This window comes from Aeromicrobium choanae (genome assembly GCF_900167475.1).
GTDB lineage: Bacteria > Actinomycetota > Actinomycetes > Propionibacteriales > Nocardioidaceae > Aeromicrobium > Aeromicrobium choanae.
Window position 1 is genome coordinate 41,543 of record NZ_LT796768.1, and the last position, 20,600, is coordinate 62,142.

General features: G+C 70.6%; 17 protein-coding genes. 6 read left to right on the forward strand and 11 right to left on the reverse strand.

From position 1 onward, the window contains the following. Positions 1-12: 12 nt before the first annotated feature. Positions 13-948: a heme o synthase gene (locus B5D60_RS00240; protein WP_231948930.1), complete on the reverse strand. Its 936-nt coding sequence runs from the start codon at positions 946-948 to the stop codon at positions 13-15. Positions 949-1,030: 82 nt separating this feature from the next. On the opposite strand from B5D60_RS00240, the gene tkt reads away from it, so the two are divergent. The 6 genes from tkt to pgl are packed head-to-tail and all read left to right on the forward strand — an operon-like array spanning position 1,031 to position 9,014. Further along, positions 1,031-3,214 carry a transketolase gene (gene tkt, locus B5D60_RS00245; protein ID WP_078698285.1) on the forward strand — a complete coding sequence of 728 codons (2,184 nt, stop codon included), beginning with the start codon at positions 1,031-1,033 and terminating at the stop codon, positions 3,212-3,214. Positions 3,215-3,237: 23 nt separating this feature from the next. After that, entirely contained in the window at positions 3,238-4,326 is a 1,089-nt protein-coding gene (tal, locus tag B5D60_RS00250; RefSeq protein ID WP_078701200.1) for a transaldolase, read from the forward strand. A gap of 2 nt (positions 4,327-4,328) precedes the next feature. Further along, positions 4,329-5,888 (forward strand): glucose-6-phosphate isomerase, encoded by a 1,560-nt coding sequence (locus B5D60_RS00255; RefSeq protein WP_078698286.1) that lies wholly within the window; start codon positions 4,329-4,331, stop codon positions 5,886-5,888. Then, complete coding sequence (zwf, locus tag B5D60_RS00260) at positions 5,885-7,402, forward strand: glucose-6-phosphate dehydrogenase (RefSeq protein ID WP_078698287.1); 1,518 nt, start codon at positions 5,885-5,887, stop codon at positions 7,400-7,402. Before B5D60_RS00255 ends, zwf begins: the two co-directional genes overlap by 4 nt. Further along, the gene (locus tag B5D60_RS00265) at positions 7,402-8,310 is read left to right on the forward strand and encodes a glucose-6-phosphate dehydrogenase assembly protein OpcA (RefSeq protein WP_078698288.1); all 909 of its coding nucleotides are present in this window, start codon (positions 7,402-7,404) and stop codon (positions 8,308-8,310) included. The genes zwf and B5D60_RS00265 overlap by 1 nt, the downstream gene beginning before the upstream one ends. A gap of 2 nt (positions 8,311-8,312) precedes the next feature. Continuing rightward, positions 8,313-9,014: a 6-phosphogluconolactonase gene (gene pgl, locus B5D60_RS00270; protein ID WP_078698289.1), complete on the forward strand. Its 702-nt coding sequence runs from the start codon at positions 8,313-8,315 to the stop codon at positions 9,012-9,014. Between the two features lie 72 nt (positions 9,015-9,086). Here the strand turns inward: pgl and B5D60_RS00275 are convergent, their stop codons facing one another. The 10 genes from B5D60_RS00275 to uvrA all read right to left on the reverse strand — a co-directional run bounded on the left by B5D60_RS00275 (position 9,087) and on the right by uvrA (position 20,553). Then, positions 9,087-9,443 (reverse strand): RNA polymerase-binding protein RbpA, encoded by a 357-nt coding sequence (locus B5D60_RS00275; RefSeq protein WP_407922770.1) that lies wholly within the window; start codon positions 9,441-9,443, stop codon positions 9,087-9,089. Beyond that, complete coding sequence (secG, locus tag B5D60_RS00280; RefSeq protein ID WP_078698291.1) at positions 9,440-9,676, reverse strand: preprotein translocase subunit SecG; 237 nt, start codon at positions 9,674-9,676, stop codon at positions 9,440-9,442. Before secG ends, B5D60_RS00275 begins: the two co-directional genes overlap by 4 nt. Positions 9,677-9,690: 14 nt before the next feature. Beyond that, positions 9,691-10,488 carry a triose-phosphate isomerase gene (gene tpiA, locus B5D60_RS00285; protein ID WP_078698292.1) on the reverse strand — a complete coding sequence of 266 codons (798 nt, stop codon included), beginning with the start codon at positions 10,486-10,488 and terminating at the stop codon, positions 9,691-9,693. Positions 10,489-10,564: 76 nt separating this feature from the next. Beyond that, positions 10,565-11,761 carry a phosphoglycerate kinase gene (locus B5D60_RS00290; protein WP_078698293.1) on the reverse strand — a complete coding sequence of 399 codons (1,197 nt, stop codon included), beginning with the start codon at positions 11,759-11,761 and terminating at the stop codon, positions 10,565-10,567. Positions 11,762-11,769: 8 nt separating this feature from the next. Then, positions 11,770-12,768 carry a type I glyceraldehyde-3-phosphate dehydrogenase gene (gene gap / locus B5D60_RS00295; RefSeq protein WP_078698294.1) on the reverse strand — a complete coding sequence of 333 codons (999 nt, stop codon included), beginning with the start codon at positions 12,766-12,768 and terminating at the stop codon, positions 11,770-11,772. A 95-nt stretch (positions 12,769-12,863) separates the two neighbouring features. Then, complete coding sequence (whiA, locus tag B5D60_RS00300; protein WP_078698295.1) at positions 12,864-13,847, reverse strand: DNA-binding protein WhiA; 984 nt, start codon at positions 13,845-13,847, stop codon at positions 12,864-12,866. Between the two features lie 51 nt (positions 13,848-13,898). Continuing rightward, a complete protein-coding gene (locus B5D60_RS00305; protein WP_078698296.1) occupies positions 13,899-14,864 on the reverse strand; it encodes a gluconeogenesis factor YvcK family protein in 966 nt (321 codons plus the stop codon). After that, positions 14,861-15,724 carry an RNase adapter RapZ gene (rapZ, locus tag B5D60_RS00310; RefSeq protein WP_078698297.1) on the reverse strand — a complete coding sequence of 288 codons (864 nt, stop codon included), beginning with the start codon at positions 15,722-15,724 and terminating at the stop codon, positions 14,861-14,863. Before rapZ ends, B5D60_RS00305 begins: the two co-directional genes overlap by 4 nt. An 8-nt stretch (positions 15,725-15,732) precedes the next feature. After that, the gene (gene uvrC / locus B5D60_RS00315; protein WP_078698298.1) at positions 15,733-17,676 is read right to left on the reverse strand and encodes an excinuclease ABC subunit UvrC; all 1,944 of its coding nucleotides are present in this window, start codon (positions 17,674-17,676) and stop codon (positions 15,733-15,735) included. Between the two features lie 18 nt (positions 17,677-17,694). Next, positions 17,695-20,553 carry an excinuclease ABC subunit UvrA gene (gene uvrA, locus B5D60_RS00320; protein ID WP_078698299.1) on the reverse strand — a complete coding sequence of 953 codons (2,859 nt, stop codon included), beginning with the start codon at positions 20,551-20,553 and terminating at the stop codon, positions 17,695-17,697. Between the last annotated feature and the right edge of the window lie 47 nt (positions 20,554-20,600).

Here is a 20,600-nt window from a genome sequence, read left to right on the forward strand (position 1 = left end):
CGCGCGGGGCGCTCAGCCGATGAAGGGATCGATCGCGGCGGCCACGAACAGCAGGGCCAGGTACGCGTTCGAGAAGTGGAACAGCCGCATCGGCTTGATGACCGACAGGTCCTCGGTCTCGCGGGCGCGGGCCCGCAGGTCGTAGGCCTCCAGCAGGAAGACGATGCCCAGCAGGATCGCCATCGACGGGAAGAACCAGCCCGTGTCGGCGACCGGCCACACCAGCACCGAGGTCAGGACGGTGGCCCACGTGTAGCGGACGATCTGGCGGCCGACCTCGGCCGACGGGGCGACCGAGGGCAGCATCGGCACATCGGCGGCGGCGTAGTCCTCGCGGTAGCGCATCGCCAGCGCCCAGAAGTGCGGCGGCGTCCAGAAGAAGACCACCAGGAACAGCAGGAAGGGGGTCCAGGCCAGCTCGTTCGTGACGGCGGTCCAGCCGATCAGCGGCGGGAAGCAGCCCGCGGCGCCGCCCCACACGATGTTCTGCGTGGTGCGCCGCTTGAGGATCATCGTGTAGCCCACGACGTAGAAGACGTTGGCGGCCAGCGCGAGCGCCGACGAGAGCCAGTTGACCGTCAGGCCGAGCCAGGCCGTGGAGAGCACGCCGAGGATGAGCCCGAACTTCAGCGCGGCCTGCGTGCCCACCTGGTGACGGGGCAGCGGGCGACGTGCCGTGCGTCGCATCTTCTGGTCGATGTCGGCGTCGACGACACAGTTGAGCGCGTTCGCCGATCCGGCCGAGAGCGAGCCGCCGATCAGGGTCGCCACCACGAGCCACAGGTCCGGAACGCCCTTCTGGGCCAGGAACATCACCGGAACGGTGGTCAACAGCAGCAGCTCGATGATGCGGGGCTTGGTCAGGGCCACGTAGGCGAGCACCACATCGCGGCGGCTGGGCCGATCGATTCGGGTGTGCTCGTCGGAGGCGTGCGGAGTGACGGTCACATGGCAGAGTCTAATGCCCGACGGATAGGCTCAAGACGCAGACCTCGTTCGACCAACCACGTGACGACCCAGGAGTGCCGCGGTGACCAACGCCCCCCATGCCACTGAACCGACGATCGACTGGTCGGACGTGGACGACCGCGCCGTGAACACGGCGCGTCTGCTGGCGGCCGACGCCGTCCAGAAGGCCGGACACGGCCACCCCGGAACCGCGATGAGCCTGGCTCCCGCCGCGTACCTGATCTACCAGAAGCTGATGCGCCACGATCCCGCCGATCCGTCGTGGATCGGCCGCGACCGGTTCGTGCTGTCGTGCGGCCACTCGAGCCTGACCCAGTACATCCAGCTCTTCCTGTCGGGCTACCCCATGTCGCTCGACGACCTCAAGAGCCTGCGCACGTGGGGCAGCCAGACCCCCGGCCACCCCGAGTACGGCCACACCCCGGGCGTCGAGGTGACCACGGGCCCGCTGGGCCAGGGCGTCGCCAACGCGGTGGGCATGGCGATGGCCGCCCGCCGCGAGCGCGGCCTGTTCGATCCCTTCGCGGGTCCGGGCGAGAGCCCGTTCGACCACGACATCTACGCGATCTGCTCCGACGGCGACCTGCAGGAGGGCGTCTCGGGCGAGGCCTCCTCGCTGGCCGGCCTGCAGGAGCTGGGCAACCTCACCCTGCTCTACGACGACAACAAGATCTCCATCGAGGACGACACCGACGTGGCGTTCACCGAGGACGTCGCCCTGCGCTACGAGGCCTACGGCTGGCACGTGCAGACCGTCGACTGGACCCACGGCGGCGGCGAGTACCGCGAGGACGTGCACGCCCTCGCCGACGCGTTCGCCTCCGCGAAGCTGGTCACCGACCGCCCGAGCCTCATCGTGCTGCGCACGATCATCGCGTGGCCCGCGCCGAACGCGCAGAACACCGGCGCGGCACACGGCTCGGCACTGGGCGCCGACGAGATCAAGGCCACCAAGGAACTGCTCGGCTTCGACCCCGAGGTCGACTTCGCCGTCGACGACGAGGTGCTCGAGCACACCCGCGGCGCGATCCAGCGCGGTGCCGACGCCCGTGAGGAGTGGCAGACCCGCTTCGACCTCTGGGTCACCGCGAACGGCGAGCGCAAGACCCTGCTCGACCGCCTGACCTCGCGCGAGCTCCCCGACGGCTGGGACGCCGACCTCCCGGTCTACGAGCCGAACGAGAAGGGCGTCGCCACGCGCGTGGCGTCGGGCGACTTCCTGTCGGCCGCCGCACCGCACCTGCCCGAGCTGTGGGGCGGCTCGGCCGACCTCGCCGGCTCGAACAACACGACCCCGAAGGACCAGCCGTCCTTCCTGCCGCCGCAGAACTCCACCAAGAAGTTCTCCGGCGACTGGTACGGACGCGTGCTGCACTTCGGCATCCGCGAGCACGCGATGGGCTCGATCATGAACGGCATCGCGCTGCACGGCCCCACCCGGCCGTACGGCGGCACGTTCCTGGTCTTCAGCGACTACATGCGTCCCGCGGTGCGCCTCGCCGCCCTGCAGGAGCTGCCCGTCACGTACGTGTGGACGCACGACTCCATCGGCCTGGGCGAGGACGGTCCGACGCACCAGCCGGTCGAGCACCTCGCCGCGCTGCGAACGATCCCCGGGCTCGACGTGGTCCGCCCGGCCGACGCGAACGAGACCGTGGCCGTCTGGTCCACGATCCTGCAGCGCCACCACCGCCCCGCGGCGCTCGCGCTCAGCCGGCAGAACCTGCCGGTCTTCCCGCGCGACGGCGAGTACGCGCCGGCCTCGGAGGCCGCCAAGGGCGCGTACGTGCTGCTGGACTCCCCCGCCGAGCTGCACCACGCCACGCCCGACGTGATCATCGTGGCCACCGGCTCGGAGGTGCAGCTCGCCGTCGAGGCACGCAGCACGCTGGCCGAGCAGGGCATCGGCGCGCGCGTCGTCTCGATGCCGTGCCGCGAATGGTTCGAGGAGCAGGACCAGGCCTACCGCGACAGCGTGATCCCGCCCCACGTGCGGGCACGCGTGGTCGTCGAGGCCGGTGTCGCCTTCGGCTGGCGTGACATCGTCGGCGACGCGGGACGCATCGTCTCCCTCGAGCACTTCGGTGCCTCGGCCAACTACAGCGAGCTCTACGAGCGCTTCGGCATCACGGCCGCCTCCACGGCCGCCGCGGCGACGGAGTCCATCCAGGCCGCCCAGCACGAAGGGGGCGTGCCGGTCTTCGCCCGACCGACCGGCCCGGTGCTCCCCGACACGACCCACTGACCACCATCACAGGAGTGATCGACATGACCGAACGACTGAAGGCTCTCAGCGACGCGGGGGTGTCGATCTGGCTCGACGACCTCTCCCGCGAGCGGATCGAGACCGGCAACCTCGCCCAGCTGGTGACCGATCGCCACGTCGTGGGCGTCACCACGAACCCCACGATCTTCGCGTCCGCGCTCGCCAAGGGTGAGAAGTACGAGAAGCAGGTCGCCGAGCTGAAGGCCTCCGGCGCCGACGTCGACGCCACGGTCTTCGCGATCACGACCAAGGACGTGCGCGACGCGTGCGACATCCTGCGCCCGGTCTACGACGCCACCGACGGCTTCGACGGCCGCGTGTCGATCGAGGTCGAGCCGGGGCTCGCGCGCGACACCGACGGCACGGTCGAGATGGCCGAGCGACTGTGGAACGAGATCGACCGCCCGAACCTGCTGATCAAGATCCCCGCCACCCGGGAGGGCCTGCCGGCGATCGCCGCGTCGATCGCCAAGGGCATCAGCGTCAACGTCACGCTGATCTTCTCCCTCGAGCGCTACCGCGGCGTGATGGACGCGTACCTCTACGGACTCGAGCAGGCGGCGGCCGAGGGTCGCGACCTGTCGAAGATCCACTCGGTCGCGTCGTTCTTCGTCAGCCGCGTCGACGCCGAGGTCGACGGCCGGCTCCCCCAGGACAGCCCGCTGCGTGGCAAGGCCGCGCTCGCGAACGCGTGGCTGGCCTACGCGGCCTACGAGGAGGTCTTCGGGTCCGACCGCGCCAAGGAGCTGCTCGCCAAGGGCGCGCACCCGCAGCGCCCCCTGTGGGCCTCCACGGGCGTCAAGGACCCGGCCTACTCCGACACGCTCTACGTCACCGAGCTGGTCGTGCAGGGCACGGTCAACACGATGCCCGAGAAGACGCTCGATGCCTTCGCCGACCACGGCGAGGTCACCGGCGACACGGTCACCGGGCGTGCGGCCGAGGCCCAGCAGGTGATCGACGACCTCGAGGCGCAGGGCATCTCCTACGACGAGGTCGTCGAGAAGCTCGAGGACGAGGGGCTGCAGAAGTTCGACGACTCGTGGGCCGAGCTGCTCGACACCGTCCGGGCCGAGCTCGACAAGGCCTGAGCATGACGAACCGGCTCCGCGTCCACCCGCCCCAGCACGAGTCGGTCGACGGCGCCGTCCAGGCGCTCGTCTCGGAACGGTTCGCCTCACGGCTGTTCGCCGAGGACGGGACCCTCTGGGGTCCCGAGGCGGAGTCCGAGGCGTCCATCCGGCTCTCCTGGGTGACCCTGCACGAGTCCTCGCGCGCGCTCGTCCCCGACATCGTCGCCCTGCGCGACGAGCTGGCCTCCCGCGGGATCACCCGCGTGGTGCTGTGCGGGATGGGCGGTTCGTCGCTCGCGCCCGAGGTCATCTGCGCCGCCGCCGGCGTCCCGCTCGACGTCCTGGACTCGTCGCAGCCCGACATGGTGCGGTCGGCGGTCCACGACCTCGAGAGCACCGTCGTGGTGGTGTCGAGCAAGTCGGGCGGCACCGTCGAGACCGACAGCCAGCGCCGGATCTTCGAGCAGGCGTTCACCGACGCCGGTCTCGACCCGACGGGACACATCGTGGTCGTGACCGACCCGGGCTCGCCTCTCGACGAGGAAGCCACCTCCGCGGGCTATCGGGTCTTCCGGGCCGATCCCCACGTGGGCGGCCGCTACTCGGCCCTCACCGCGTTCGGGCTGGTTCCCAGCGGTCTGGCCGGCGCCGACATCGGCGCGCTGCTCGACCAGGCCGGCGAGCTCGTGCCCTCCCTGGACGACGACACCGCCGACAACGACGGCCTCGTGCTCGGCGCCGCGCTCGGCGTGGCCGCGCGCGAGGGAGTCGACAAGGTCGTCCTGTTCGACCACGACGGTCACGGCCTCGGCGACTGGATCGAGCAGCTCGTGGCGGAGTCCACGGGCAAGGACGCCACCGGCATCCTCCCGGTCGTGGCGCAGTCGGCGTCCGACCCGACCACCGCCGACGAGTTCGTCGTGCACCTGGGCACCGACGAGGTGCCCGACGCCCCCTGGGCGGCAGCGGTGAAGGGATCCCTCGGTGGCCAGTTCCTGATCTGGGAGGTCGCCACGGCCGTCGCCGGACGCCTGCTGTCGATCGACCCGTTCGACCAGCCCGACGTCGAGAGCGCGAAGGCGGCGGCACGCGAGCTGCTGGGCGGCGACGCCTCGCTCCCCGACCCCGACCACGCCGGCGAGGTGGCCGACATCTACGGATCGTCGGCCCAGAGCATCGAGGACGCCATCGCCGAGCTGCTCGGCCGGGTCGGCGAGCGGGAGTACGTCGCGCTGCAGTTCTACCTCGACCGCTGGGCCCTGAAGGGGCTGGAGTCGCTGGCGCCCGAGCTCGCGGGCCGGCTCTCTCGGCCCGTCACGTTCGGCTGGGGTCCGCGCTTCCTGCACTCGACGGGCCAGTACCACAAGGGCGGCACCCCGGTCGGGGTGTTCCTCCAGGTCACCTGCGACCCGGTCGAGGACCTCCCCGTCCCCGGGCGCGACTTCACCCTCGGCCAGTTCATCGTCTCCCAGGCCGCCGGCGACGCCCAGGTCCTGCGCGACAAGGGACGCCCGGTCCTGCGCCTGCACCTGCACGACGTCGAGGCAGGACTGCGAGCGATCAAGGACTCCCTGGCATGAGCCCCAATCCCCTGCGCGATCCGCGCGACCGCCGTCTGCCGCGCATCGCGGGACCCTGCACCGTCGTGATGTTCGGCGTCACGGGCGACCTTGCGCGCAAGAAGCTCATCCCCGCGATCTACGACCTGGCCAACCGCGGCCTGCTGCCCCCGGGCTTCGGGCTCGTCGGCTTCGCCCGCCGCGACTGGGGCGACGGCACCTTCGCGGCCCTGCTCAAGAAGGCCGCCAAGGCCGGCGCCCGCACCGAGTGGAGCGAGACCGTCTGGAAGCAGCTGGCCGCCGGCATCAAGTTCGTGCCCGGGCAGTTCGACGACGACGACGCCTGGGAGGAGCTGGCCAAGACCCTCACCAAGCTCGACGAGCGGCAGGGCACCGGCGGCAACCACGCCTTCTACCTCTCGATCCCGCCGGGCCTGTTCCCCACGGTCGTGTCCAAGATCGACGAGCACGGCCTGGCCAAGCCCGGCATGGGCTGGCGCCGCGTGGTCATCGAGAAGCCCTTCGGTCACGACCTCGAGTCGGCCAAGGAGCTCAACCAGCTGATCGGCAACGTCTTCGAGTCCGAGTCGGTCTTCCGCATCGACCACTACCTGGGCAAGGAGACGGTCCAGAACATCCTGGCCCTGCGCTTCGCCAACCAGATGTTCGAGCCGGTCTGGAACGCCAACTACGTCGACCACGTGCAGATCACGATGGCCGAGGACATCGGCATCGGCTCGCGCGCCGGCTACTACGACGGCATCGGCGCCGCCCGCGACGTCATCCAGAACCACCTGCTGCAGCTGCTGGCCCTCGTCGCGATGGAGGAGCCAGTCGCGTTCGACGCCGCCAGCCTGCGGCTCGAGAAGCAGAAGGTCCTGCGCAGCGTGCGGCTCCCGGACGACCTGGACAAGCACACCGCCCACGCGCAGTACGTCGAGGGCTGGGCGGGCGGCCAGCCCGTCGTGGGCTATCTCGAGGAGGAGGGCACCGATCCGAAGTCCCTCACCGAGACCTTCGCGGCGCTGCGACTCGACATCGAGACCCGGCGCTGGGCGGGCGTGCCGTTCTACCTGCGCACCGGCAAGCGACTGGGCCGGCGCGTCACCGAGGTCGCGGTGGTGTTCAAGAAGGCTCCGCACCTGCCCTTCCAGAGGAACGACGTCACCGAGCTGGGGCACAACGCCCTCGTGATGCGCATCCAGCCCGACGAGGGCGTCACCATGCGGTTCGGCGCCAAGGTGCCCGGCACCACGATGGAGATCCGCGACGTCAACATGGACTTCGTCTACGGCGGCTCGTTCGTCGAGAGCAGCCCCGAGGCGTACGAGCGGCTCATCCTCGACGTCCTGCTGGGCGACCCGCCGCTGTTCCCGCAGCACCGGGAGGTCGAGCTCTCGTGGGAGATCCTCGATCCCGTGATGGAGCACTGGTCGCGCAAGCGCACGATCGACACGTACCAGGCCGGAACGTGGGGCCCGCAGTCGGCGATCGACATGCTGGCGCGCGACGGCCGCGTCTGGAGGCGACCCTGATGGACCTGCTCCTCGAGGACACGAACGCCGCGGCGGTCGCCAAGGCGCTGACCAAGGGACGCTCCCTCGCGGGCAGCCCCGCCATGGACATGGTGCTGACGCTGCTCATCGTCACCGACGACGAGAACGTCGCCGACGCGATGAAGTCCGCCAACGTCCTGCAGCACGAGCACCCCTCCCGCGTCCTGGGCGTCATCCTGGGCGACGGACGGGGCAAGCCGCGCCTCAATGCCCGCGTACGGGTCGGCGCGGGCTCTCCGGGCGAATCCGTGCTGCTGCGCATGTCCGGCCCGCTGGTCAAGCACGCGGAGTCCGCGGTGCTGCCCCTGCTGCTGCCCGACTCCCCCGTCGTGGTCTGGTGGCCCGGCGTCGGGCCGCTCGAGCCCTCCCTGGATCCCATCGGACGCCTCGCCCGTCGGCGCCTGACCGACTCCGAGCGCACGCCCGCGCCGGTGCAGTGGCTGCACAAGCTCGCACCGGGCTACGACCCCGGTGACACCGACCTGGCCTGGACGCGACTCACGCTGTGGCGCGCGCTGCTCGCCGCGGCGCTGGACCAGACCTCGGGCTCGGCCACCGGCGGCCGCATCCTGGCCGACGACGTCAACCCCGTGGCGGTGCTGCTGCAGGCGTGGCTCGAGTGCCGCCTCGGCGTGCCGATCGAGTTCGTGGACGACGACTCCGGCTCGCAGATCCAGCAGGTCACGCTGTTCACCGACGTGGGCGACATCGACATCAGGCGCACCAGCGAGATGAGCTGCGAGTTCAGCGTGCCCGGCTCGTCGCCGCGCGTGGTGCCGATCCGCCGCCGCACGATCCCCGAGCTGCTCGCCGAGGACCTGCGCCGCCTCGACGCCGACGAGATCTACGGCGAGACCCTGCAGCACCTGCACACCGGGAAGGACTGAGGATGACGATCGAGATCTTCGACAGCGCGAACGACCTGGCCCTGGCCGTGTCGCGCCAGCTGGCGGCGCGCGTGCAGTCCGTCGCTGCCGCCGGACGCACCCCGCGGCTCGTGCTCACCGGCGGGACGATCGCCACGAGGATCTACGGGCGCCTGTCCGGCGAGAACGCCGACTGGCGCGTGGCCGAGTACTGGTGGGGCGACGAGCGCTTCGTGCCCGAGGGCCACGAGGATCGCAACGACCGCCAGGCGCGTGAGGGCTTCCTCGACCGCCTGGGCGTCCCGGACGAGCACGTCCACGCCATGCCGGCGCACGGCTGCGACCTCTCGATGGCCGACGCGGCCGACGCCTACGCGAAGACGCTGCCGGAGGACCCGTTCGACGTCGTGCTGCTCGGCGTGGGACCCGATGCGCACATCGCGTCGCTGTTCCCCGGCCACCCGCAGGTGCACGAGACCGAGCGTCTCGCCGTGGAGGTCTTCGACTCCCCGAAGCCGCCGCCCGAGCGCATCTCGCTGACCTACCCGGCGCTGAACCACACCCGGGCCACCTGGTTCGTGGTGTCGGGCGCCGACAAGGCCGAGGCGGTCGCGAAGGCGATGACCGGCACGCCGATCGACGAGGCGCCGGCCGCGGGCGCGCGTGGGCTCGAGGAGACCGTGTGGTTCCTCGACACCGCCGCCGCCTCGCGACTGCCGCGCTGAGCCGACCCCGCACGACGAAACGCGGCCACCCTGCCGGAGCAGGGTGGCCGCGTCGTCGTCAGGCGCGTGTCCTCAGAAGATGATCTCGCCGGTCTTGCGCTTGCTGCGCAGGGTGTCGAGGGCTTCCTTGAGGATGTCGGCCGCCTCGGTCTCGGAGCGGCGCTCCTTCACGTAGGCCAGGTGGGTCTTGTACGGCTCGGTCTTGGGCGCGTCGGGCCGGTTGTCCGAGTCCATGCTGGCGGGCATGCCGCACTTCGGGCAGTCCCACTCGGCGGGCACCTCGGCCTCGATCGCGAAGTTCAGCGTGACCGAGTGGTCGTTCACGCAGAAGTACGAGATCGCCTGACGCGGTGCGGCCTCGCCACGCTCGGCCTCGCCCATGGGGCCCGAGCCGATGCGGCTGCCGCGAATCGCTCCGGCGGCCATCAGTTGCTCACCTTCAGCAGCAGGCCGAGCGCGAAGACGCACACAACCCACACGACGGCGGTGCCGACGGTGATGCGATCGAGGTTGCGCTCGGCGACGGAGGAGCCGCTCAGCGAACTGGAGACACCGCCACCGAACATGTCGGACAGACCGCCGCCTCGGCCCTTGTGCATCAGCACGAGGACGATCATGAGCACGCTGCTCAGGGCGAGCAGCACGGAGAACGCGATGACCACGTCTCTCCCTTCGGTCAGGACCCCTGGAGGTCTGGCATGTCGTAGAACCGGGCGATCCCGGCGAACTCCTCCGCGACCAGGCTCGCCCCGCCGACCAACGCTCCGTCGACATCGGGTTTCGCCATGATCGCGGCCACGTTCGCCGCCTTGACCGATCCGCCGTAAAGGATACGGGTCTGGTCGGCCGCCTCGGTACCCCAGGTCTCCCCCAGGCGTCCACGGATGGCCGCGCAGACCTCCTGGGCGTCCTCGGGAGTGGCGACCTCACCGGTGCCGATGGCCCACACGGGCTCGTACGCGATGACGAGCCCGGCGACCTGCTCGGCGGTGAACCCGGCCAGCGAGCCGTCGACCTGGGCCAGTGTGTACGCGACCTGCTCACCCGCCTGGCGGACGTCGAGACCCTCGCCGACGCACACGATCGGGGTCATGCCCGCGGCGAGCGTCTTGGCGGCCTTCTCGTTCACGAGCTGGTCGGACTCACCGTGGTACTCGCGGCGCTCGGAGTGACCGACGACGACGTACGAGCAGCCGAGCTTCGCCAGCATCGCGGCGGAGATCTCGCCGGTGTACGCGCCACCGTCGTGCGCCGAGACGTCCTGCGCGCCGTAGCCGATCGGCAGCTTGTCGCCGTCGATGAGCGTCTGGACGCTGCGCAGGTCGGTGAAGGGCGGGATCACCACGACCTCGCTCTTGGCGTGATCGTGCTTCTTGTCCGACAGGGTCCACGCCAGCTTCTGGACGAGGACCACCGCCTCCTGGTGGTTCAGGTTGGACTTCCAGTTGCCCGCCATCAGCGGCGTACGCGTCATGCCGGCACCGCCTTCGGAAGAGCACAGTTTGGCAGTGCCGTCATGCCCGACATCATGTTCGCTCGCAGGCGCTCGCTCATTCGCTCTCCTCCAGTACGGCCAGTCCGGGCAGGGTCTTGCCCTCGAGGTACTCCAAGCTCGCGCCGCCACCGGTGGAGATGTGGCCGAACTGCGCGTCCTCGAAGCCGAGCTGGCGCACGGCGGCGGCGGAGTCTCCACCACCGACGACCGACAGGCCGTCGACCTCGGTGAGGGCCTGCGCGACCGTGCGGGTGCCGGCCGCGAAGGCCGCCATCTCGAACACGCCCATCGGACCGTTCCAGAACACCGTCTTCGACCCGCGGATGACCTCGGCGAACGCGTCAGCCGACTCGGGGCCGATGTCGAGGCCCATCTGGTCGTCGGGGATCGCGTCGATCGTGACCGTGGTGGCCGGGGCGTCGGCGGCGAACTCCGGCGCCACGACGACGTCGGTGGGCAGCACGATCGAGACGCCGAGCTCCTTGGCGCGATCCAGGTAGCCCTTGGCGACGTCGATCTGGTCCTGCTCGAGCAGCGACGTCCCGACCCCGTGGCCCTGGGCCGCGAGGAAGGTGAAGACCATGCCGCCACCGATCACGAGCGTGTCGGCCTTGGTGAGCAGGTGATCGATGACGCCGAGCTTGTCGGAGACCTTCGAGCCGCCCAGGACCACCGCGTAGGGCCGCTCGGGAGACGCCGTGAGCCGCTGCAGGACCTCGACCTCGGCCTGCACGAGACCGCCCACGGCCGCGGGCAGCCGCTGGGCCACGTCGTAGACGCTGGCCTGCTTGCGGTGCACCACGCCGAAGCCGTCGGAGACGAACACGTCGGCCAGGGCCGCGAGCTCGTCGGCGAAGGCGCCGCGCTCGGCGTCGTCCTTGCTGGTCTCGCCGGCGTTGAACCGGACGTTCTCCAGCAGGGCGACCTCACCGTTCTTCAGCTCCTGCGCCGTCCGCTGGGCGTCCACGCCGACGGTGTCGGACGCGAAGCGCACGGTCTCACCCAGCAGCTCGCTCAGCCGGACTGCGACGGGAGACAGCGAGTACTGCGGGTCGGGCGCGCCCTTGGGCCGCCCCAGGTGCGCGGCGACGAGGACCCGGGCGCCCTGGTCGATCAGCTTCCGGATCGTGGGGACGCTCGCCCGCACGCGGCCGTCGTCGGTGATGGTGGCACCGTCGAGGGGCACGTTCAGGTCGCTGCGGACCAGGACACGCTTGCCCTTCAGGTCGCCCAGGTCATCGATCGTCTTCACGAGCGAGCTCAGAGCGACTTGCCGACGAGGGAGGCCAGGTCGACGAGGCGGTTCGAGTAGCCCCACTCGTTGTCGTACCAGCCGACGACCTTCACGAGGTCGCCGGTGACCTTGGTCAGCGGCGCGTCGAAGATGCACGAGTGCGGGTCGGTGACGATGTCGGTGGAGACGATCGGGTCCTCGTTGTACTTGAGGTACGTCGAGCCCTCGGCGGCCTTGCGGACGATCTCGTTGATCTCCTCGACCGAGGTCTCACGGCTGGCCGTGAAGGTCAGGTCGGTGGCCGAGCCGGTGGGCGTGGGCACGCGCAGCGCGTAGCCGTCGAGCTTGCCCTTCAGCTCGGGCAGCACGAGGCTGACGGCCTTGGCGGCGCCGGTGGACGTGGGGACGATGTTCAGCGCGGCGGCGCGGGCGCGGCGCAGGTCCTTGTGCGGCGCGTCCTGCAGGTTCTGGTCCTGCGTGTAGGCGTGGATCGTGGTCATCAGGCCACGCTCGATGCCGATGCCGTCGTTGAGGGCCTTGGCCATCGGCGCGAGGCAGTTCGTGGTGCACGACGCGTTCGAGATGATCGTGTGCGAGGCGGGGTCGTACAGGTCGTCGTTGACGCCCATGACGATCGTGATGTCCTCGTTCTTGGCCGGAGCCGAGATGATGACCTTCTTGGCGCCGCCGTCGATGTGGGCCTTAGCCGCGGTGGCGTCGGTGAAGAAGCCGGTGGACTCCACGACGATGTCGGCGCCGACCGAGGCCCAGTCGAGGTTGGCCGGATCGCGGTCCTCGAAGGCGACGATCTTCTGGTCGCCCACGTAGATCGCGGTGTCGTCGAAGTTCACGTCGGCGTCGAGGCGACCCAGGATCGAGTCGTACTTGAGCAGGGTGGCCAGCGTCTTGTTGTCGGTCAGGTCGTTGACGGCCACGATCTCGACGTCGACACCGGCGGCACGCACCGCGCGGAAGAAGTTACGGCCGATGCGGCCGAATCCGTTGATACCTACGCGAACAGTCACGGTTGCTCCTGAGTTGCCGGGTGAAAGACTCGTTACGTCCTCACCCTACCGACGTCCCCCGGCGCGATGCACCGGGCGTCGCCGCACGAGATCGCTCAGCCGTCCGCGTACTGATCGGGGTTGAGCCCCGCCTCGGTGTCCTCGATGCCCAGATCGTGGGCGCGCTTGTCCGCCATCGCGAGCAGGCGGCGGATGCGACCGGCGATCGCGTCCTTCGTCAGCGGCGGATCGTGCAGCTGGCCGAGCTCCTCGAGGCTGGCCTCGCGGTGCTGCACGCGCAGCTCGCCGGCCATGCGCAGGTGGTCGGGGACCTCGTCGGCGAGGATGTCGAGCGCGCGCTGGGCACGAGCCCCCGCAGCGACGGCGGCGCGGGCGGAGCGACGCTGGTTGGCGTCGTCGAAGTTGGCGAGCCGGTTGGCGGTGGCGCGCACCTCACGGCGCATCCGGCGCTCCTCCCAGGCCAGCAGCGTCTCGTGGGCGCCGAGGCGGGTCAGGAGCGCACCGATGGCCTCACCGTCGCGGATGACGACGCGGTCGCCCCCACGCACCTCGCGAGCCTTGGCCGAGACGCCGACGCGACGCGCGGCACCGACCATCGCGAGCGCGGCCTCGGGGCCGGGGCAGCCGATCTCCAGCGCCGACGAGCGACCCGGCTCGGTGAGGGAGCCGCGGGCCAGGAACGCCCCGCGCCAGGCCGCGACGGCGTCGCACGACGGGCCCGAGACGACCTGCGGCGGGAGGCCGCGGACGGGGCGACCACCGCCGTCGACGAGGCCGGTCTGGCGAGCGAGGAGCTCGCCCCCGCGGGCGATGCGCACGACGTAGAGCGTGGTCTTGCGGACCCCGGCACCCTGCTGCACGATGATCTCGCTCTCGTGCCCGTAGACCTCGGCGATCTCCTGGCGCAGCCGGCGAGCGGCGGCGGCGGTGTCGAGCTCGGCCTCGATCACGATCCGGCCCGAGACGATGTGCAGGCCTCCGGAGAAGCGCAGGATCGTCGAGACCTCGGCCTTGCGGCAGCAAGCCTTCGTCACGGGGATCCGGGCCACTTCCGCCTTCACCTGTGCCGTCATCGCCATCGCTTCATCAGCCTCCAGTTCCAGCGTCCCGAGATGTCCGCTCGGGCCACTCTATGCCTGTGCCGGTGACGCCGGGGCGAACGTGGTGGCAAAGACCTCGGCCAACGCGGCCGGATCGTGCTGGCCTGACAGGCCGGGGGCGCGCACCTCGGCCGTCACCAGCCGCGCGCCGAGCCGGGCGGCCCCGCGCGCGAGCGCGTCGATGTCGCGGGCGGCCGACGTGTCGGCCACGACGACGTCGAGGTGCAGGTCGGGGGCGTGCGCCGCGAGGACGTCGAGATGCTCCTCCGGCGTGAGGTGCTCGGTCTCGCCGGGCTGGGCGACGAGGTTGAGGACCAGGCAGCGGCGGGCCGGCGTGCGCAGCAGGGCCTGGCGCAACTGCGGCACCAGCAGGGTGGGCATGACGCTGGTGAACCACGAGCCCGGTCCGATCGTGACCCAGTCGGCGGTCTCCAGCGCGGAGACGGCCTGGGGGCAGGCCGGCGGATCGCTGGGGTCGAGCCGAACGCCCAGGATCCGGCCGGGCGTCGTGGCCACCTCGGCCTGGCCGCGCACCAGTTCGATCCCCTGGGGCGGACCGAAGTCGACGTCGGCCTCGATGTCGAGCGGCACGTTCGCCATCGGCAGCACGCGGCCCCGCGCTCCCAGCAGCTCAGCGACGAGGTCGAGCCCCGCCACCTGGTCGCGCTCCATGTCCCACAGCGCGGCGAGGAGCAGGTTCCCGACGGGGTGTCCCGCCAGCGGACCGTCTCCCCCGAACCGGTGCTGCAGGATCTCGGCCCACGCGCGACCCCAGTCGTCGTCGCCGCACAGCGCGGCCAGCGCCATCCTCAGGTCGCCCGGAGGGAGGATGCCGAGCTCGGTGCGCAGGCGCCCCGAGGACCCGCCGTTGTCGGCGACCGTGACGATCCCCGTGAGCCGGGTGGTGACCCGGCGCAGGGCCGACAGCGTGGCGGCCAGTCCGTGCCCTCCCCCGAGGGCGACGACGGCGGGGCCCCCGGACCGCGCCTGCGTCATTCGCGGCCCAGGTCGCGGTGGACGACGAGCGTGCGGACGTCGCGGTCGCGCAACCGGTCGGCGAGGGCCTCGGACATCGCCACGCTGCGGTGGCGCCCGCCGGTGCAGCCGATCCCCACGGTGAGGAAGAGCTTGTCCTCCTGCAGGAAGCCGTTGGTGATCATGGAGAGCAGCTCGACGTAGCGGTCGAGGAACTCCTGCGAGCGCTCCTGGCGGTGGACGTACTCGGCCACCGGGGCGTCCAGGCCACTGAGGGGACGCAGCTCGTCGACCCAGTACGGGTTGGGCAGGAAGCGCATGTCGGCCACCATGTCGGCGTCGATCGGGATGCCGTACTTGAAGCCGAAGGACACGATCGTGACGTGGAGCCCGCGCTCGTCCTCGAGCTCGAAGGCCTGGCGGACCCGGTGGGCCAGCTGGTGGACGTTGAGGCGGCTGGTGTCGATGACGATGTCGGCGCGGCCCCGGATCGTGCGCAGCAGCTCGCGCTCGCGCACGAACCCGTCCATGAGACGGCCCTGGCGGCTCAGTGGGTGGGGCCGTCGGGCCGCCTCCTGCCGCCGGACGAGCACCTCGTCGGAGGCCTCGAGGTAGAGGGTGCGGACCCTCACGCCGAGGTCGAGCACCGACTCGATCGCGTCGACCAGGCCGAAGAAGAACGTGCGGGACCGGGAGTCGACGACGACCGCGAGCCGGTCGATGTCCTCGGCCGCGTCGACGGAGGACACGAGCTCGTCGAGCATGCCCGGCGGAAGGTTGTCGACCACGTAGTAGCCGAGCTTCTCCAGCGCCTTGGCCGCGGTGCTGCGGCCCGCGCCGGTCATCCCGGTGACGAGGACGAACTCGGTGAGCTTGGTCATGGTCGGTCTCAGTCCTCCAGGATCTCGCCGGTGGCCATGTTCACGGCCGGGGCCGGCGGCTCTCCCTCGTGGAGCGCCGCCACGATGGATTCTGCCGTAGCCGGGCCGATCCCGGGCACGACCGTGATTTCCTCCACGGTCGCGGCACGCAGCTTCTTGAGCGAGCCGAAGTGCTTCATCAGCGCCCGACGCCGGCTGTCGCCGAGCCCCGGCACCGGATCGAGCAGGCTCTCGACCATCGACTTGCTGCGCCGCTGGCGGTGGTGGGTGATCGCGAAGCGGTGGGCCTCGTCGCGCACGCGCTGGAGCAGGTAGAGCCCCTCACTGGTGCGCGGCAGGATCACCGGGTCCTCCTCATCGGGGAGCCACACCTCCTCGAGGCGCTTAGCCAGGCCGCACAGGGCGACGTCCTTGATGCCGAGCGCGTCCATGGCCTGCTTCGCGGCGGCGACCTGGGGCGGACCGCCGTCGACCACGACGAGCGAGGGCGCGTAGGCGAACCGGCGCGGCTTGCCGGTCTCGGGATCGATGCCCGGCTCCGCGTCGCCCTGGCGCTCGAGGGCGCGCAGGTGGTGCGTGAACCGGCGCGTGATGACCTCGTGCATCGCGGCCACGTCGCTCTGGCCCTCGTGGCGCACGGTGAAGCGGCGGTACTCGGACTTGCGCGGCAGGCCGTCCTCGAAGACCACCATCGACGCCACGATCTCGGTGCCCTGCAGGTTCGAGACGTCGAAGCACTCGATCCGCAGCGGCGGCGAGGGCAGGTCGAGGGCCATCTGGATCTCCTCCAGGGCCCGGCTGCGGGTGGTGAGGTCGCCCGAGCGCTTGAGCTTGTGGCGGGCGATCGCCTGCTTCGCGTTCTGCTCGACGGTGTCGAGCAGGGCCCGCTTGTCGCCACGGCGCGGGACGCGGATCGTGACCTTCGCCCCGCGGCGCTCGGAGAGCAGCTCGGCGACCGCCTCGTGGTCGGCGGGCAGCGCCGGGACGAGCACCTCGCGCGGGATCGCCGCGGGTGTGACATCGGCGTACAGCGTCATCAGGGCGCTCTGCACGAGCTCGGGCAGCCCGGCGTCGTCACCCTTGTCGGCGACCCACCCGCGCTGACCCCGGATGCGACCACCGCGGACGTTGAAGATCTGGACGGCGACCTCGAGCGGGTCGTCGACGAAGCCGAGGACATCGGCGTCGGTGCCGTCGCCCAGGACGACCGACTGCTTCTCCAGGACACGGCGCATGGCCATCAGGTCGTCGCGGTACTTGGCGGCCAGCTCGTACTCCTGCGCCGCGGCCGCGTCGCGCATGCGCTGCTCGATCCCCCGCTCGAAGCCGGCGGTCTGGCCGCCCATGAACGAGAGGAAGTCGTCGACGATCTCGCGGTGCTCCTCGGGCGACACGCGCCCGACGCACGGCGCGGAGCACTTGCCGATGTCGCCGAGCAGGCACGGCCGGCCCGCGGCCTTGGCCCGCTTGAACACCCCCGCGCTGCACGAGCGCATCGGGAACACCCGGAGCAGGGTGTCGACCGTGTCGCGGATCGCCCAGGCATGCCCGTAGGGACCGAAGTACCGGACTCCCTTGCGCTGGGCGCCACGCATCACCAGGACGCGCGGGATCTCCTCGCCCACCGTGACGGCGAGCCACGGGTAGGACTTGTCGTCGCGGTACTTGACGTTGAAGCGCGGGTCGAACTCCTTGATCCAGGAGTACTCCAGCGCCAGCGCCTCGACCTCGGTGTTGACGACGGTCCACTCCACCGACGCGGCGGTGGTGACCATCTGGTGCGTGCGCGGGTGGAGGTTGCCCAGGTCCTGGAAGTACGAGCTCAGGCGCGGCCGCAGGCTCTTGGCCTTGCCGACGTAGATGACCCGGCCCTGCTCGTCGCGGAACCGGTAGACGCCCGGGTTGGTCGGGATCTCTCCCGGCCGCGGCCGGTAGGTGGACGGATCAGCCACGGATGCTCCCCCGCCCGCTCATGACAGGAGGGGCTTGAGGAACCGGCCGGTGTGCGAGTCGGGATGTGCCGCCACGTCCTCGGGGGTGCCCTGGGCGACGACCATGCCGCCGCCGCTGCCGCCCTCGGGACCCATGTCGATGAGCCAGTCCGACGCCTTGATGACGTCGAGGTTGTGCTCGATGACGATGACCGAGTTCCCGGTGTCGACGAGGCGCTGCAGGACGATGAGGAGCTTGCGGATGTCCTCGAAGTGCAGGCCCGTGGTGGGCTCGTCGAGCACGTAGACCGTGCGGCCGGTGGAGCGCTTCTGCAGCTCGGAGGCCAGCTTGACGCGCTGCGCCTCGCCTCCGGACAGCGTGGGCGCGGGCTGGCCCAGACGGACGTAGCCCAGGCCGACGTCGACGAGGGTGCGCAGGTGGCGCGCGATCGCGGGGATGGCCTCGAAGAACTCGACACCCTCCTCGATCGGCATGTCGAGCACCTCGGCGATCGTCTTGCCCTTGTAGCGCACCTCGAGCGTCTCGCGGTTGTAGCGAGCGCCGTGGCAGACCTCGCACGGCACGTAGACGTCGGGCAGGAAGTTCATCTCGATCTTGATCGTGCCGTCGCCGTGGCAGGCCTCGCAGCGACCGCCCTTGATGTTGAACGAGAAGCGGCCCTGCTGGTAGCCGCGCATCTTCGCCTCGGGCGTCTGCGCGAAGAGCTTGCGCACGTGGTCGAAGACGCCCGTGTAGGTGGCCGGATTGGACCGCGGCGTGCGCCCGATCGGCGACTGGTCGACGTGGATGACCTTGTCGACCTGGTCGGTGCCCTCGATCGTGCGGTGGCGGCCCGGGATGGTGCGCGCCTTGTAGATCTGGCGGGCGAGCGACGTGTAGAGGATGTCGTTCACCAGCGTGGACTTGCCCGAGCCCGACACGCCCGTCACCGAGACGAGCTGGCCGAGCGGGAACGCCACGTCGACGTTCCTGAGGTTGTTCTCACGGGCGCCCTTCACGACGAGCTGACGGCTCTTGTCGCGGGGCCGGCGGACCTCGGGAACCGGGATCGACCTGCGGCCCGACAGGTACGCGCCGGTGAGCGAGTCGGGGCTGTTGAGCAGGTCCTCGACCGGGCCCGACACGATGACCTGACCGCCGTGCTCGCCCGCGCCGGGGCCGATGTCGACGACCCAGTCGGCGGCGCGCACGGTGTCCTCGTCGTGCTCGACGACGATCAGCGTGTTGCCCAGGTTCTTGAGCCGCACGAGCGTCTCGATGAGGCGATGGTTGTCGCGCTGGTGCAGGCCGATCGACGGCTCGTCGAGCACGTACAGCACGCCGACGAGGCCGGCGCCGATCTGGGTGGCGAGCCGGATGCGCTGGGCCTCGCCGCCCGACAGAGAGCCGGCGGCGCGGTCGAGCGCCAGGTAGTCGAGGCCGACGTCGAGCAGGAACCGCAGGCGCTCGTGGATCTCCTTGAGCACGCGCGCGCCGATCTGGCGCTCGCGGTCGCTCATGACGAGGTCCTGCAGGAAGTCGGACGCCTCGGCGATCGACAGGTGGCAGACCTCGGCGATGTTCTTGGCGCCGAAGCGCTCGGACTCGAGCGTGACGGCCAGGATCACGGGCTTGAGGCGGGTGCCGCCGCAGGCGGGGCACGGGACCTCGCGCATGAACCCCTCGAGCCGGTCGCGGCTCGTGTCGGAGTCGGTCTCGGCGTGGCGGCGCTCGACGAACGCCTTCGCGCCCTCGAACTCCGCCCAGTACGACCGCTGCCGGCCGTAGCGGTTCTTGTACTGGACGTGCACCTTCGTGGAGTGCCCGTTCAGCAGGGCGTCCTGGAACTCGGGCTTCAGGTCGGCCCACTTGGTGTCGATGTCGAAGCCGAGCTCGTCGCCGAGCGAGCGCATGAGGCGCAGGAAGTAGTCGGACACCTGGGTGTAGGTCCACGCCGTGATCGCGCCCTCGGCGAGGGTCTTCTCGGGGTCGGGGACGAGGAGCTCGGCGTCGACCTCCTTGCGCGAGCCGAGGCCGTGGCACTCGGGGCACGCGCCGTACGGGGCATTGAACGAGAACGAGCGCGGCTCGAGCTCGTCGACCTGCAGCGGGTGGTCGTTGGGGCACGCCAGGCGCTCGGAGAAGCGGCGTCGACGCGCGGGGTCCTTCTCGTCGAGGCCGACGTAGTCGATGATCACGATGCCGTCGGCCAGGCCGAGCGCCGTCTCGACGGACTCGGTGAGGCGCTGCTTGGACGAGGGCTTGACCGTGAGGCGGTCGACGACGACCTCGATCGTGTGCTTCTTCTGCTTCGCGAGCTTGGGCGGCTCGTCGGCGAGCATGATCATCTCGCCGTCGACGATCGCGCGGCTGAAGCCGGACTGCTGGAGCTGGCGGAAGAGCTCGAGGTACTCGCCCTTGCGGCCGCGGATCACCGGGGCCAGCACCTGGAAGCGGGTGCCCTCCTCGTCGTCCTGGATGCGGTCGACGATCTGCTGGGGCGTCTGGCGGGCGATCGGCTCGCCGCACGTGGGGCAGTGGGGACGGCCGGCGCGCGCGTAGAGCAGGCGCAGGTAGTCGTAGACCTCGGTGATCGTGCCGACGGTGGACCGCGGGTTGCGCGACGTGGACTTCTGGTCGATCGACACCGCGGGCGAGAGGCCCTCGATGAAGTCGACGTCGGGCTTGTCCATCTGACCCAGGAACTGGCGGGCGTACGCCGAGAGCGACTCGACGTAGCGGCGCTGTCCCTCGGCGAAGATCGTGTCGAACGCCAGGGACGACTTGCCCGAGCCCGACAGGCCCGTGAACACGATGAGCGAGTCACGGGGCAGATCGACGGAGACATCCTTGAGGTTGTGCTCGCGCGCACCCCTCACCACGAGACGATCGTTCACCTGTCCAGCGTACTGAGGTGTCCTGACAGAAACCTCCTGACGAGTAG